The 13,717-nt window shown below is 43.1% G+C and carries 10 protein-coding genes; 5 read left to right on the forward strand and 5 right to left on the reverse strand.

The window, feature by feature from the left end; translation table 11 throughout:
- Window positions 1-271: 271 nt before the first annotated feature.
- Window positions 272-1,789, reverse strand: a complete 1,518-nt coding sequence (locus V7K30_RS33650; RefSeq protein ID WP_335006882.1) for a DUF3131 domain-containing protein — start codon at window positions 1,787-1,789, stop codon at window positions 272-274.
- Window positions 1,790-2,157: 368 nt separating this feature from the next.
- Between V7K30_RS33650 and V7K30_RS33655 the strand changes: the two genes are divergently transcribed.
- A complete protein-coding gene (locus V7K30_RS33655; protein ID WP_335006884.1) occupies window positions 2,158-2,733 on the forward strand; it encodes a TIGR04376 family protein in 576 nt (191 codons plus the stop codon).
- Between the two features lie 434 nt (window positions 2,734-3,167).
- The gene (locus tag V7K30_RS33660) at window positions 3,168-3,728 is read left to right on the forward strand and encodes a nitrate transporter (protein ID WP_442941134.1); all 561 of its coding nucleotides are present in this window, start codon (window positions 3,168-3,170) and stop codon (window positions 3,726-3,728) included.
- 3 nt (window positions 3,729-3,731) lie between these two features.
- Here the strand turns inward: V7K30_RS33660 and V7K30_RS33665 are convergent, their stop codons facing one another.
- Both V7K30_RS33665 and V7K30_RS33670 read right to left on the reverse strand, forming a co-directional pair.
- The gene (locus V7K30_RS33665) at window positions 3,732-5,156 is read right to left on the reverse strand and encodes a collagen-like protein (RefSeq protein WP_335006885.1); all 1,425 of its coding nucleotides are present in this window, start codon (window positions 5,154-5,156) and stop codon (window positions 3,732-3,734) included.
- 87 nt (window positions 5,157-5,243) lie between these two features.
- Window positions 5,244-6,266: an NADP-dependent oxidoreductase gene (locus V7K30_RS33670; protein ID WP_335006887.1), complete on the reverse strand. Its 1,023-nt coding sequence runs from the start codon at window positions 6,264-6,266 to the stop codon at window positions 5,244-5,246.
- A gap of 47 nt (window positions 6,267-6,313) precedes the next feature.
- On the opposite strand from V7K30_RS33670, the gene V7K30_RS33675 reads away from it, so the two are divergent.
- The 3 genes from V7K30_RS33675 to V7K30_RS33685 all read left to right on the forward strand — a co-directional run bounded on the left by V7K30_RS33675 (window position 6,314) and on the right by V7K30_RS33685 (window position 9,369).
- Window positions 6,314-6,748, forward strand: coding sequence for a hypothetical protein (locus tag V7K30_RS33675; RefSeq protein WP_335006889.1), 435 nt, complete (start codon window positions 6,314-6,316; stop codon window positions 6,746-6,748).
- A 216-nt stretch (window positions 6,749-6,964) separates the two neighbouring features.
- Window positions 6,965-8,362 (forward strand): tetratricopeptide repeat protein, encoded by a 1,398-nt coding sequence (locus V7K30_RS33680; RefSeq protein WP_335006891.1) that lies wholly within the window; start codon window positions 6,965-6,967, stop codon window positions 8,360-8,362.
- Window positions 8,359-9,369 carry an aldo/keto reductase gene (locus tag V7K30_RS33685; RefSeq protein WP_335006893.1) on the forward strand — a complete coding sequence of 337 codons (1,011 nt, stop codon included), beginning with the start codon at window positions 8,359-8,361 and terminating at the stop codon, window positions 9,367-9,369. The genes V7K30_RS33680 and V7K30_RS33685 overlap by 4 nt, the downstream gene beginning before the upstream one ends.
- A gap of 649 nt (window positions 9,370-10,018) precedes the next feature.
- Here the strand turns inward: V7K30_RS33685 and V7K30_RS33690 are convergent.
- Together V7K30_RS33690 and V7K30_RS33695 are read right to left on the reverse strand one after the other, a co-directional pair.
- On the reverse strand, window positions 10,019-11,467 hold the full coding sequence (locus V7K30_RS33690) for a PQQ-dependent sugar dehydrogenase (RefSeq protein ID WP_335006895.1): 1,449 nt from the start codon (window positions 11,465-11,467) through the stop codon (window positions 10,019-10,021).
- A 219-nt stretch (window positions 11,468-11,686) separates the two neighbouring features.
- Complete coding sequence (locus V7K30_RS33695) at window positions 11,687-13,030, reverse strand: DVUA0089 family protein (protein ID WP_335006896.1); 1,344 nt, start codon at window positions 13,028-13,030, stop codon at window positions 11,687-11,689.
- Between the last annotated feature and the right edge of the window lie 687 nt (window positions 13,031-13,717).

Here is a 13,717-nt window from a genome sequence, read left to right on the forward strand (position 1 = left end):
TCAAGTCAATGATGCTCTCATTGCTTACTTCTATTATTCCCTCTGAGTCTGCCTTACAGAAATGTTAAGAAAGATGTGACTAATGGATAGCCGCTCTTCGGGAGGGGAGCGTTTGCGTTAGCAAATGCGGGGTGGGGTTCTTAATTTTTGATTTATGCAAGAGGTCTCTTGGACATTGCATAGCGATATCTACGACGGGTTACGCCTACGCTCGAATTCATATTTCTATGCAACGCCAGTTTTTTCATGGTCTGAGAATGTTAGCTGTAACTTACGGTGTTCTGATAGCCCTCTTTGTAGACTCCTGGCTCCTGACTCCTGCCCAAACGGTGAGCGGTTGTCCGATTTGCTTATACAGCAAGCTCTCCAGAATTACGCCATTATTGTTGGCGGTGAGAGTTTTATTCGGCTGATGCAAAGACTCATAGAAACCGTTGTACCAGCCGTCTTTTGACTTGAGGTTAGCTTGGACGAAATCAAATAACTGGCGGGTATAAGCAGTATTATAAAGCACATGCCAGCCGATCGCAGCTTTGGCACTGAGGAATCGCAAATCGTTGTGCTGTTCTCTGGTATCTGCGATGGTTGCCCAAGGTTCTCCGTTGACAAACAGGCTGCTGTAAACGAAGTATGGAGCACGATCTAAGTTGTCTTCGGTGACGGCGGTTAATTGTTTTGTGGCTTCATAACGCGCTGCTTGAGCAGCTAAAATCCGATCAGCATAGGCTTTAGGCAAAGCTTGAAACCCAGTTTCGATACCATCTAAAATATAGGGTTCGCTAAGAACGTAGTTATTCGCTCCAGAGTTTTTATAGTCTCGTTGGTCGTAAGGAATTCCCTGTCCGTAAAGATCAACAAAGGCAACATGGGACTGATAATCCAAGGCTTGCTTAACATCCAAGCCCCAAAGCTTCAAACCATAGGCAGCATAATTCTCATAGCCCAAGCGACCTTCTTGATTGTACTGTTCTTCACCTTTGATAACGGCAGTACCGTACATTTGGCCATTTTTGGTCAGACGCTTGACTTGCCAATGTTTCCAAACGTCTGTGGAAAGCGATCGCATTTGTGGATACTTTGCCCCGACAATTTTCAGCCAGATTGCCATCCTTCCTAAATCGATGGCTGACCAACCAATTTCTTCGCGTTTTTCTAGTTGACCATAATTAACAGGTACGAGGGTTTTTGCATTGTAGACCTTGTTGGGTAGTTCGCCTTTGTATAAGGGCATTGATGCCAGTGTTTTCAACATTGTGCTCATTTTAGCTTCAAATTCAGCCGCAGGCACGATATTGAGTTCTCTAGCACTAACCAAAGCTGCGATCGCCGCTGTCTGATCCCACATACTTACAGAGGCAAAGCCATCAACGGAATTGACCAAGCCAGTTTCATCGTTCCAATTGCGCTGGAAGTATGACCAAGCCTGACGGGCAGTTGTTGTTTCCTCTGAGGTCAGTTTTCCAATTCCAGGAGCAACATAGGGAATTATGGCTATTGTTAGTTGGTTCTTAGGAATGGGTTGACCTGGCAAAACTACAGATTTTGCATCAAGGCTGGCAACTATTTCAGCTTCTTTAGTACCAGAGACAGGGCTTTGGGGTTTCTGCGGTTGTACCAACTGCCGTGAAGCAGTTTGGGATGTTAATATTTCCGGTTTTTTTATAGAAGTCTTAGAAAGTTGCTTAGACCAAACATTTAAAATTGCGATCGCGATTATAGCGGTAACTACTCCTCCTACAGACGCTAGTATGGACAAGCTCTTAGGTGGCGGTTTAAAATCAGAACTCATGCAGATTAAAGCCTTATCTTGTAAGTCAGTGTTGCTTGCGTAGTTTCACCAAATACATTCTTCCCAAATTTGAAATTTAACTAACACCCAGAAGTTCACCTGACTTTTCGCGGGATGTCTCCTCTGCCCCTAGCGCCCCCTGCCTCTTCGGTTTCCCTGTTTTCCGCATAGCATCGCAAATTGCCACTAGTCAAGACTCTCAACGCTGCTACAGTTATCTGCTGTGACAAAATGGGCACAATAGAGATGAGTGTAGCAATCTGAAGGGAAAAACTATTTATGACAGGAACTATTAAAATTGAGATTCTGCCCACGATGATCATTACTACAATAAAATAGTCACGCACCCGATCTCTGGAGTTCTAGCAGTGGGCTTATTTGATGATTTGAGTCGGTTTTTAGAAAACCGTTTAGAAGAATTCTTGCGTAACAATCCACATTTGGAGTTAGAAGCGCTGCTAGAACAGCTGCGTGAGCAAGAGGAAGACACATTAAAGCTGATCGCAGATTTACAATTACAAGAGAAGCGATCGCAAGAAGAAATTCTGTCCACCGCTCAAGAAATTCAGCGTTGGCATATCCGTGTTCAAAAAGCCAAAAACGCTGGTAGAGAAGATTTGGCAAGTGCGGCGGGTGAGCGAGAAGCAGCCCTGTTGCGCGAAGGAAATCAGCGCTGGGGACACATGCAAGGGCTGAAAGAAAGGATTAACCAATCTCAGGAACTACTGCGAAAAATTCAGCAACGGCGACAGGAGGTGCAAGCTAAAGCAGCCGAAGCACAGACAGTCCGTGATAAAACGCAAACTCAGCAGCGTTTTGAAACCAGTGGCTGGTCAAATCAAACTAGCAGTTATTCTAGTGGGTTTGATGACTTAGAAGAGAAGTTCCGTAGCTGGGAAACTCAGGATGAGTTAGAACAAATGAAGCGGAATCTAGAGAAATAATCGCAAAGGCTAAACTGTAAAGGATGAAAGTTAAATAACAAATTTCATCCTTCATACTTCTTATTCTATTTATCATCTGTATTGCTAATAACAATTTTTGCTATTTTTTTTTGCTATTTAAAATTTTACATATCCACACTTACAACTATCATCAAGCAAGTAAAATCTGGAAATTGTATTTAATTTACTAATCAGAATTTATTTTTCTGATAAAGTTTAGTAAAGCCAAGTTTTACCTCTTCTTTGTACTACTACTATCACATCGTAAAAACACCTAATTTTTTTGAGTAACCGCCAAGGAGGAGAGGATCTAGGAAATCTTGTAATCAGAAAAGAGGAAGTGCAATTAAAATCACTTTTCTATTCGCTATTTTGTGTTGTTGCCACAGTATTTCCCAGATATTCTCAATGAGAACTGAGGCATAGAGAATAATATGTTTTTAGACATTTTAGCTAGCCTGCAACGGTTATTTGTGGGTTACATCCCAGCCGCTGTCTTGGGTAGTTTTATCGGATATTTAATAGGCATGAATAGCATGATTTATCAGCTATTTAGGCTGATATTTCAGATACCACATAGTATCCCTCCTATAGCTTTGCTACCTATTGCCCTAATAGCGTTTCAAGAGAGCGAATCGGCTGCTATTATAGTAGTTTTTATTGGAACTCTCTGGACGATGATTATTAATACAGCAATAGGTATGCGGCATTTTCAGAGACAGAATAATAACTTTCGAGTAGCTATATTTCATATATTTCATGCCTTGAAAGTTAGCATTTGGGTAGCCTGGTTTATAGTGATTTCCACAGAAATGTTAATCGGCCCAAAAGGACTTGGCTTTACCCTCTGGGATGCTTATAAAGCTGGCAATGCCGATTACATAATCCAGGTAATCTTATACATCGGTATCATTGGCTTTTTGCTGGATCAGTTACTAGATTTCGCAGCCTATATCCTCTCGCAAATGGTTTCAGATGGGAAAAAATCTTCCTAAACTTTATCTAGGCTTGCGGATTGCACCCTGCCAGCTAATAGTTTGCTTTGCAGAACGTATTCCCAAAGAACGAGTTGCTACGACTTCAATATCAACGTTGACACCAGGGCGTAAAGCTTCGTCAGGAATTTTGAGTTTGCCCAAAGCTAGAGTAAAACGGTTGTAGTCACGAGTCACAAGTTCGTTAGGAATATCCCCTTCATATTCAGTTTTGTAGCCAGAAAAACCGTGCAAGCTATCCTGTGCGCGGAATTTAACGCGAAACTGAGTATTAATAGCATCAGACTTTGCTGCCAAATCGACTATTTTTAAGTTGAGGTTTTGTCCTGCATCGGCAAATTCTGCCACAGCTAACCGGGTGACATCTTTCTTAGGAATGGCATGGTTAACGATAAATGTTGTTAAGTTAGCTTCACTTTTGGTGTTACCCTCAACCCATAATTCCTCAGGAAAAGTAATTTCTACTTGTTTGTTATCAGTTAAATTTAGTGTTACAGCTTGATTGCCAAAGCTGGTGATGGGTTGTCTTTCTTGCCAAACTATTTGAAACGCCTCTTCTAGACGCTGTTCAAACTCAGAGTAATCATCAGCGATCGCAGAACCAGGCGCAAGTAGAGAAGTTGCCCCTTTGCGAAGATTCCACTTGTTCTTCGAGAGGTTTACTGGTTTGTTTGTCAGTTCCGAAATTGCTAGCTTCACACTTGGAGTATCAGCCGCCAAAGGTTCCTTGCTATTCACAATACTCAAAGTTCCTAAACGCCCTTGGCTACCATCGCTACCATCGCTACCATCTCGCCCATCGCTACCATCTCTACATCGATAAACCTTATCAGTACACTTATAATCAGGGCTACCAGGAGTTCCCTCGCAGGTTTTCACTTCCCAACTCCGTTTTTGACAGTGACAACCCTCAGTACCGTTGCCACCTCGACCGCCGCGTCCGCCTTCCCCAGCAGTTGCCCGGACGGCAATGTTCCGTAAGTCTACCAAATTGGTGTAATAAACTATCAGGGAACCACCATTTCCCCCATCTCCTCCTTTCCCACCGTTACCGCCACTACCACCATCTGGTGCATTTATGTCGTGGCTGACGCGATCGCGTAGCCCGCCTTCGGCATCGCGTTGGTGACCACAGTCAGGTTGATCGCCATGTTCTCCATCTTCCCCGTCTTCACCATCTTTACCCGACAAGTCAAGATTAACGGGTGAACCATTGACAAAAATATTTTGGTTTTCACCACTGCCACCATCTCTACCCGATCGCCCATCGGTTCCTGCGCGTCCATCTCTGCCATAATTTCTGGCTACTTTGTAGTATTCGTCAGAGGCAACGGCTGGACATAAAACTGAACCAGAGGCAGGCAAAAAGCTAGTAAATAAGCAGAATGTCAGCAGTAGTGGCAGCTTACTCCTAAAACCATTATGCATCTAGTTACACCTAAAACTTTAGTTGAATTAACTACTCCTGACGCTGACTTTGAACAATTTGCTCCCTTGTGTCCAGTGGTGTGCCTTTCATTTGGCTGTTGGGTCGTCATTGACCTTAACAATCAGCTTGCCAAAGTTCTCACCTCGAAGTAAACCGATGAATGCACCAGGAGCGTTTTCTAAACCATCAACTACATCTTCTTTATACTTAAGTTTACCAGACTGCAACCATCCAGAAACATCACGCAAGAAATCATTAAATCGATGTTGGTAATCACTAACTAGAAAACCTTTAATCAAGGCCCGTTTGACTAGCAGTGGTCTTAAATTAGGCCCTGGTGGAGTAGATGTGGCGTTATACTCCGAAATCAAACCTACTAGTGGAATTCTTGCCCCAAGGTTAATCTGCTGCAATACAGTTTCTAAAATCACACCTGCTGTATTGTCATAGTAAACATCAATGCCATTAGGAGCAGCTGCTTTGAGCGCTGAATCAAGTTCTTGAGTTTTGCGGTTAATGCCAACGTCAAAACCTAATTCTTTAACTATATAGTCCCGCTTCTCATCACTCCCGACAATTCCTACTACTCGCGCACCTTTAATTTTGGCAATTTGACCTGCTACTGCACCAACAGCACCAGAACCGGCTGAAACCACAACAGTTTCACCTTCTTTCGGTTGACCAACATCAAGCAGAGCAGCATAAGCAGTCAGACCAGGCATACCCAGTATACCTAGACTATAGGATAAAGGTGCCTGAGTGGGATCAAGTTTACGTAGTGTCTCACCCTTAGATACAGCATAAGTTTGCCAACCGTTACCGCTAAGAATAAAATCTCCTACTTGAAATTGAGGATGATTTGATTTAATTACTTGGCTGACTGTACCACCTACAATAACTGAACCCAATTCTACTGGTGCAGCATAAGACTTACCTACACTAATGCTACCACGCACATAAGGGTCGAGAGATAGATAAATGGTGCGGCTAAGAATTTCGCCTTCACCTGGTTCGGGAGCTGGTGTTTCTACTAGAGCAAAATCACTCTCTTTTGGTTCGCCGACTGGACGGCTTTTGAGGATGATTTGTTTGTTAATTAAATCAGACATAAGTTATTTTCCTCTAAATCAATCTGACCATTGATGAGCGCACAGATGTGTATGCCTCTTCAGAAAAAATTTCTACCTTTAGTGTGACACTTCCGAACGCCTTTACGAACTTTGGGAATTGGCGTTTTGTCAGTGGTTATATCATGCCTCTCTATACCCGTTTATTTTCTCCATCGAACCCCCACGTCGCCAAAGTTGACGCTGCTTATCGTGCATTTGAGGCCAAACTGCGGCAAAATGCTTGTGTTGTCTGCCACAGTCCTGACAACGCCAGCAAGCAGAATCCCTTATTAATCCTGAGTTATCCCAATCAGGCACTCTCTTTACGACACGAAACTGTGCGTCAAATCAAAGAGAAACGGATGCCTCCTCCGGCTGGTATTTTTCATGATCAAGAGCGACAACAACTGATTGAACTCGCCCAAGCAGGTGATCAGGCTCTCGCTTACAAAGGTGAAAAAATAACTTCTGGAAAAAACTAATGCCAACAAAAGTAGTTCTGTGTCTTGGCGTTTTCAGAAGCGATCGCAACTCCGAAACTGCTTAATTTTAAGAAAAGCGATCATCATGACAGTATATTTTGTCCGAAATTCTTAATCTAATCATTATTAACTACGGTAACACGATTAAAATAAAGTAGTTTACAGCCTAGCTTTTGCAAAGTAATGCTTGTAGCAGTACAATGCTCTGGGAAACCAATGGTAAAAAATTTATCTGGACTCGAAATTACTACTGATTCATCAGCAGCGGTAGATGCCATCAATAGCTTTGTTGATCAATTACTGTGTGTTGGTAACGATGCCCAAGTTATTCTCAAAGCAGTTGAGGCTGATCCGGCTTGTGCGATGGCCAATGCTCAAGTTGCCGCCTTTTATCTGTTTGCTGGTGGCTCTGTTGCCTTAACCCAGGCGACATCTTATCTCAATGTGGCGAAAGCAAACCTGAAAAGAGCTAACGATCGCGAAAAACTTTATCTCGCTGCAATTGAAGCTTGGGCAAACCGAGATATTGCTCAAGCGATCGCTCACCATGAAGCGATCGCCGTTGCCTTTCCCCGCGATTTAGCCTCGGTGCATCTGGCCCAATATCACTATAGAAATTCCGGTAACAGTCAAGGGCTGCTGCGGATTGCCGAAAAAGTTTTCGCCGCCAATCGTGACAACCCTTATATCTACGGGATGTTGGCCTTCGGGTTAGAAGAGTGTCATCGAATAGCCGAAGCAGAAGAATATGGGCGACAAGCGATCGCCCTGAAACGAGATAACCGTTGGGCACACCACGCCGTTGCTCATGTATTAGAAACTCAAGGACGCCTAGAAGAGGGAATTAGCTTAATGGAGAGTCTTAGCGACACTTGGGAATATGGTAGCTCGGCTTTTTATGGACATCTTTGGTGGCATACATCCCTTTACTACCTGGATATTGAAAATTTTGCCAAAGTACTAGAAATATATGACACGCGCATCTGGGGACGTGCCAAAAAAGACAATGGACGCGAACAGATTAATGCGATCGCATTGTTGCTGCGGCTGGAGTTACGCGGTGTAGATGTCGGTTCACGCTGGCAAGAACTTGCTGCTTACCTGCAACCACGGCTACACGAACACGTCCTCGCCTTCCTGGATTTGCAATATATCTATGCACTGGTGCGGGGTGGTAAGGATGACTGGGCGGCTGAAATGTTACAGAGTATGCAAACTCATGGAGAGAAAGTCTTACCCTATGCGCGTCGGACTTGGGCAGAGGTGGCAGTACCGGCTGCTAGGGGGATGATTGCTCATGCTCGTGGGGATTGGGAGAGGGCGATCGCTCAACTAGAGCCAGTGTTACCAGATTTATACTCCACAGGTGGATCTCATGCCCAACGAGATTTATTTGAACAAATTTATCTCGATGCTTTGATTCGCGATCGGCAGTATCACAAAGCCTTGAATGTCCTGGAAAAGCGCAATGCTGCCCGTGGCAATATTCCAGTGATCCAGCGGGAATTAGGTAATACTTATAGCCAGCTAGGACACATCGATGAGGCACATCGAGCCTCTCAACTTGCATTAGAACTTTCACAACGTTATCAAAAAGTAGAGCAAACAGTATGACGACATACGTAAATCTCGGAAAAAGTGGACTGAAAGTATCACGCCTGGCTCTTGGTACTATGACCTATGGTTCTCGGAAATTGCGAGAATGGGTACTAGAAGAAGAAGAGAGTCGCCCGTTTATTAAACTAGCTTTGGAATTGGGGATAAACTTCTTTGACACCGCCGATGTTTACTCTTTAGGTGCCAGCGAAGAAATCCTGGGACGGGCGCTTAAGGATTTTGCGAAAAGAGATCAGGTCGTTATTGCTACCAAAGTCTTTAGTAAAATCGGTGATGGCCCCAATGACCGGGGACTGTCTCGCAAACATATTTTTGATGGCATTGATGCCTCATTACGACGGCTACAGACAGATTACGTCGATTTGTATCAAATTCACCGTTGGGACTACGAAACGCCCATTGAGGAAACCTTAGAGGCGCTGCATGATGTAGTCAAATCAGGTAAAGTTCGTTACCTGGGAATCTCAAGTGTTTACGCATGGCAGTTCGCCAAAGCCCTTTACACGGCTGACAAACACGGCTGGACTCGCTTTGTATCTATTCAAAATCACTACAACTTGGTTTATCGAGAAGAAGAGAGAGAGGTGATACCTTTATCTCTAGATCAAGGAATTGGGATCATTCCCTGGAGTCCCCTGGCGCGGGGCTTTCTGGCGGGGAATCGCAGCAAGCAAAGCTTTGGGGAAACTGTGCGGGCTAAAACCGATGAATTTGCTCACAATCTCTACTATCAAGATTCGGATTTTCAAATAGTCGATCGCGTCGTAGAATTAGCCCAAAAACGCGGTGTGAAACCAACACAAATTGCCTTGGCTTGGTTGTTGCATCAACCGGGTGTGACGGCTCCGATTGTTGGTGCTAGTAAGATAGAGCATCTCAAAGAAGCAGTCGAGGCTGTGGATTTGAAGCTTTCCGATGAAGAGCGCAAATTCCTTGAAGAACCTTACACAGCCCATCCCATCTTAGGACATCAGTACCCAACCGCCTCCGCCAGTCGCCCATAGCAATACGAAATATCACTAACACCAAGCGTATTGCTCTTTAACCTCTTGACTCTGTGTTCTCTGTGGTTAATTAAAAGACTTTTTAACCGCAGAGACGCAAAGGGCGCACAGAGAAAAAAGAAATTTTACAAGTCACCTTGAAAGGGCTAGTCGTAGATTGTTGCCGCTAATATGAGAGTTTTAGGGTATACCAATCAGAGTGAGGCTACTCTACTAGAGTCATTTGGAATAACTTTAAAAATGTCCAAAATGTCCTGAAGTTTTAGCCATGTCTTCAAATGACTGGAATTTTGACTAAGCAATGTAAAAATACTCAGTCTGCTTTATTTATAAGACTTACGCAGAAGAGATCCCCCAACCCCCTTAAAAAGTTGGCTCTTTCAGATCCCCCCCTTAAAAAGGGGAGCCAGCGCGGTCTTCTCCCTACAGCCCTTCTCCTAAAGGAGACGCTCTTGCGAACGGGCATCCTACGGCGGGCGCTAGCCTCTCCCAATGTGAGAAGGGGAGACGATGCCGCGCATAGCGCAGCGTTAGCGAGTCCGCGTTCGCGCAGCGTCTCGTAGAGAGCGTCTGGGGTTTCCCCAAGTGGAGCGACTGGCGTGGGTTAGGGGGGATCGAGGTTTCAGGTTTTCAGTGCGTAAGTCCTAATTTACTTAGTGGGCATAGTGATTTCCCAAAGTCCTTCATTTCCACCATATTCCAGAACATAAATCTTATTGCCGATAATCTCAGCATCAATGGGATTACTAAAGCCTTCGACAATACGCGTGGCGTTAAGTTTATAGTTGGTAGTTCCTACTTTAGTTAACTTTAAATGTAGTAGGTCTTGGCCGGCATCTTTAAAAGGGCCTGCTACTGTTTCGCCAGTGGGATCGCCTTGCGTCCAACTCAACATGAATCCATCTTTCTTGAATTCTGGACTCATTACTCCTTGTGTATCAAAAACTAAGCCCAAAGGAGAACGGTGTGATGTAAAAGTACTCACACTTTGCCCCAGATCACTGGCGTCTTTGACTTTGCCATCTAGAGGATCACGGAACTCGTCTGCGTCCGGCCCAAAATTAGGAATTGGTTCAATTAAGTTTCCAGTAGGCCGAACAGGAAAGGTTGGATCGTTACGATAGTAGCCTTTTGTGACTGCGCCAAATAGGGGGTTTAACAAACGGTCAGTGGCAGGATTATAATTAGGGAATTGTTGGGGATTGTCTGTCCCACCAATCCGCCAGGGAAAGCCGTAATTACCACCTAGACGTAGCCAATTTAATTCTTCTGACATATCGCGATCGGGGCCATTTTCTGTGCCAAATAAATCCCCATTGGGTGCAAAAGCCATATCGAAAGTATTACGTGTTCCTTCTGCAAAAATATAGCCAGCTGTCTTTAAGGTTGCTCGATTGTTTGCCAAAAAGAGATTTTTGCCATTAGTAGGAAGGCGGAGTATACAGGCGGTTAATCCGACTTCGCGAGTATTGGGATATAGACCATCAGCAGACTGAACCTCACCGTGATCGGTACGAGAACCGCTATTAACATAGATAAAGTTACCATCCGGGCTAACAACCACGCCGTTGAAGCGATGGTCATAGGCTGTTTTGCTTTTAGGATAGCCTGCACTCTTAGCTAAGATAGACCAGATGCGCCCTCCTGCACTCGAATTAATTACGCCTTTAACAATAATTGCTTTGGTCTGGTTATTCACAAGGTCTGCATTGCCAACCAAATAAATTGTACCGTTAGGGCCAATGGCCATACCTTCAGTCTCACTTAGATTATGATTACTAGAGTTGTAGACAAGTGTACTAGTAGAATAACCTAAATTGACTTGATAAATCTCACCATTTTGTTTGAGGTAATAGAGGGTATTGTTTCGTGGATCTTTTGCAATCCGAACAGAAGGAGAGACTGATAATGTATTGATAATATTGCGAATCTGAATATCAGGACGCAGGGCTTTCGGTGCAGCATTTACTCCAGCAGTGCCATGATTTAATAGAACTATTGTAAATAACAGCGTTTTGGCAGCGAAAAGGCACTTTTTTAGAGCTAAATTCCCGATAAATCTACGTTGCTTTTGGTTGGATGATTTGGTGTTATTCATTATTTTCTTCATAAAATAGTCAGATGATTTTGTTGCTAAATCTTCTTGATGAGAGAAAAATTTTAGAGATTACGGGGTGAAATGAGTAATGGGTACTAGCTTATAAATAGTCTCTTGTCGGGTAAGGGGGGACACGTCCTTATGTCCCTCTAGCCAGCAGTAAAAGTATCCTTTAATCTGCCTTCTAATTGTCAGTACTCTCTTAAGTTGACAAGGTTATTATGCCAAATGAACTTCTAGCGTATAAGGAGCAGAGTTGCTGTCACTAGAGCCAGAGAAAGTTCCGCCATTTTGAGGGAATAAAGCATATTTACTCACTGAAATTGAGTACGTTCCAGCACCCAGTGAAGCGGTGATTAATGACCCAAGGTCGGGGCCACTATCGTCGTCACTTTGCAATAAAATCCCAGCATTGTTAAACAGACCAATAACTGTATCATCGGTTGTCACCGCACTGATGGTGACAGTTTTTGGATTTGCTAGAGAAAATGTAAAAAAGTCGAAATCTGGATTGTTACCCGATTGAACTGTTACTAACTCACCTGAGATATTAACGTCCGAGCCTGATGATAAAGAACCCAACCCTTCAGCGCTGGCTAGTGTATTGTTTGTAGCTTGTCCAGCATTTTCCCCCTCATAGAAAAGGAAATCGTTACTATCAAGTCTAAGATTTACTCTCCCCTGGACAATACCTATAATCTCATCTGGCTCTGCTCCTGGTTTGTCTAAAAATATTTGTGTGTTAGCTCCAACAGATTGCAGGCGGTAGTTTTTTGGTGAGCCTTTGAGTTCTATTCGATCTTCATTAGGGTTGAAGTCAGTAATAGTAGCCAAGTCCCCAAAACCAGCATTCGTAGTGTTTTTATCATCGTAGAAGACATTTCTAGCGTCCCCAAGGACAAATGTATCTAGCCCAACCCCCCCAGTTAAGATATCAGTCTCCCCTAATCCAGGTGAGAGTGGACTACCCGACCAAACACCGATGAGGATATCGTTTCCAGACCCCCCATTGAGTATGTCATTGCCGGGCCCGCCCTGTAGACTATCATTGCCATCCTCACCATTGAGAGTATCATTACCAAAATTACCATCTAGCGTGTCATCGCCTGCTCTCCCATTTAGAGTGTTGTTATAAGTATTACCAAACAGTATGTTATTGAGACTGTTACCTGTCCCGTTGATAACGCTAGCTCCGGTCAGCGTCAGGTTCTCTAGATTGACACCCAGTGTGTAGGTGACAGAAGACCGGACGGTATCTGTGCCTGAATTAGCAGCCTCCGTAATAGTATCAACAGCACTGTCAATGACGTAGGTATCGTTGCCTACTCCCCCATTTAAGATGTCGGAACCTAAGCCGCCATCAAGTGTGTCATTGCCAAGATCACCGATTAAACTGTCGTTTCCCGTCCCACCAAAAAGATTATCATTACCCGCCGCACCATTCAGGGTATCGTTACCGGACGAACTATTGGCATTACCACCATTAGCCCAACCATATATTGTGTCATCTCCCAAAGTTCCATTTCTGGTGTCAGGATCTGTAGTACCATAAATAACTGCCATATTATTTTTCCTGAATTTCTAACTAATGCCTAAGTTCGGCCTCAGTCAATGAACTCTTTATAAGTTCAATGTGGATTACTTAAAACTGTAAGTTTAAATACAGATGCCTTGATTAACCTAATTAATACCAATATTACTTAGAAAATATTAATTATTGATTTGGTTAGTAATTGGGCTAAATTCATTTATTTTAATTATTTATTTTCCTCATATTTTTTTATTTTCAACTCACCTGTAATTATTTAATTATCATGAGCGAAAGGTTACGTCAAATTCTTTACCAAATCTTAAAAATGTAAAGTTTGTGATTTTTAATACTGTTAGAAAGGTTGATAAACTTTAATTAAGTCTTTTTTCAAACATACTGTTTTTTTTAGTAAAGGTTACAAGATTTTTCGGCTTAATACGGGATTCTCGTTAAGTTAGGTTTCAATATAATTTTTTATTGTAAAAAAAATACTTTTATATGATACAGGTGCATTTTGAAATACATAAGTTAAATTGATAGATTATCCAAAGCATTTTTTAGCTTAATAACACTTAAGCTTTACATAAATTTTATATGCTTCCTTTAAGTACTAAAGCTTATTCTGGGAAGAAATACCCCAAAAAGTATGGTGCTAAATTCAAGCTTAATAAACCTAATTAACTCAGCAGTGCTGGGTGTTTTTTCACCGGAAATTAGTT

Origin of the sequence: Nostoc sp. (genome assembly GCF_036917655.1) — a bacterium.
Taxonomy (GTDB): domain Bacteria; phylum Cyanobacteriota; class Cyanobacteriia; order Cyanobacteriales; family Nostocaceae; genus Nostoc.

Coding starts and splice junctions, on each gene's coding strand:
- V7K30_RS33685 (WP_335006893.1), top strand. CDS start 8,359: ATGACGACATACGTAAATCTCGGAAAAAGTGGACTGAAAGTATCACGC.
- V7K30_RS33660 (WP_442941134.1), top strand. CDS start 3,168: ATGTTTTTAGACATTTTAGCTAGCCTGCAACGGTTATTTGTGGGTTAC.
- V7K30_RS33665 (WP_335006885.1), bottom strand. CDS start 5,156: ATGCATAATGGTTTTAGGAGTAAGCTGCCACTACTGCTGACATTCTGC.
- V7K30_RS33690 (WP_335006895.1), bottom strand. CDS start 11,467: ATGAATAACACCAAATCATCCAACCAAAAGCAACGTAGATTTATCGGG.
- V7K30_RS33650 (WP_335006882.1), bottom strand. CDS start 1,789: ATGAGTTCTGATTTTAAACCGCCACCTAAGAGCTTGTCCATACTAGCG.
- V7K30_RS33680 (WP_335006891.1), top strand. CDS start 6,965: ATGGTAAAAAATTTATCTGGACTCGAAATTACTACTGATTCATCAGCA.
- V7K30_RS33695 (WP_335006896.1), bottom strand. CDS start 13,030: ATGGCAGTTATTTATGGTACTACAGATCCTGACACCAGAAATGGAACT.
- V7K30_RS33670 (WP_335006887.1), bottom strand. CDS start 6,266: ATGTCTGATTTAATTAACAAACAAATCATCCTCAAAAGCCGTCCAGTC.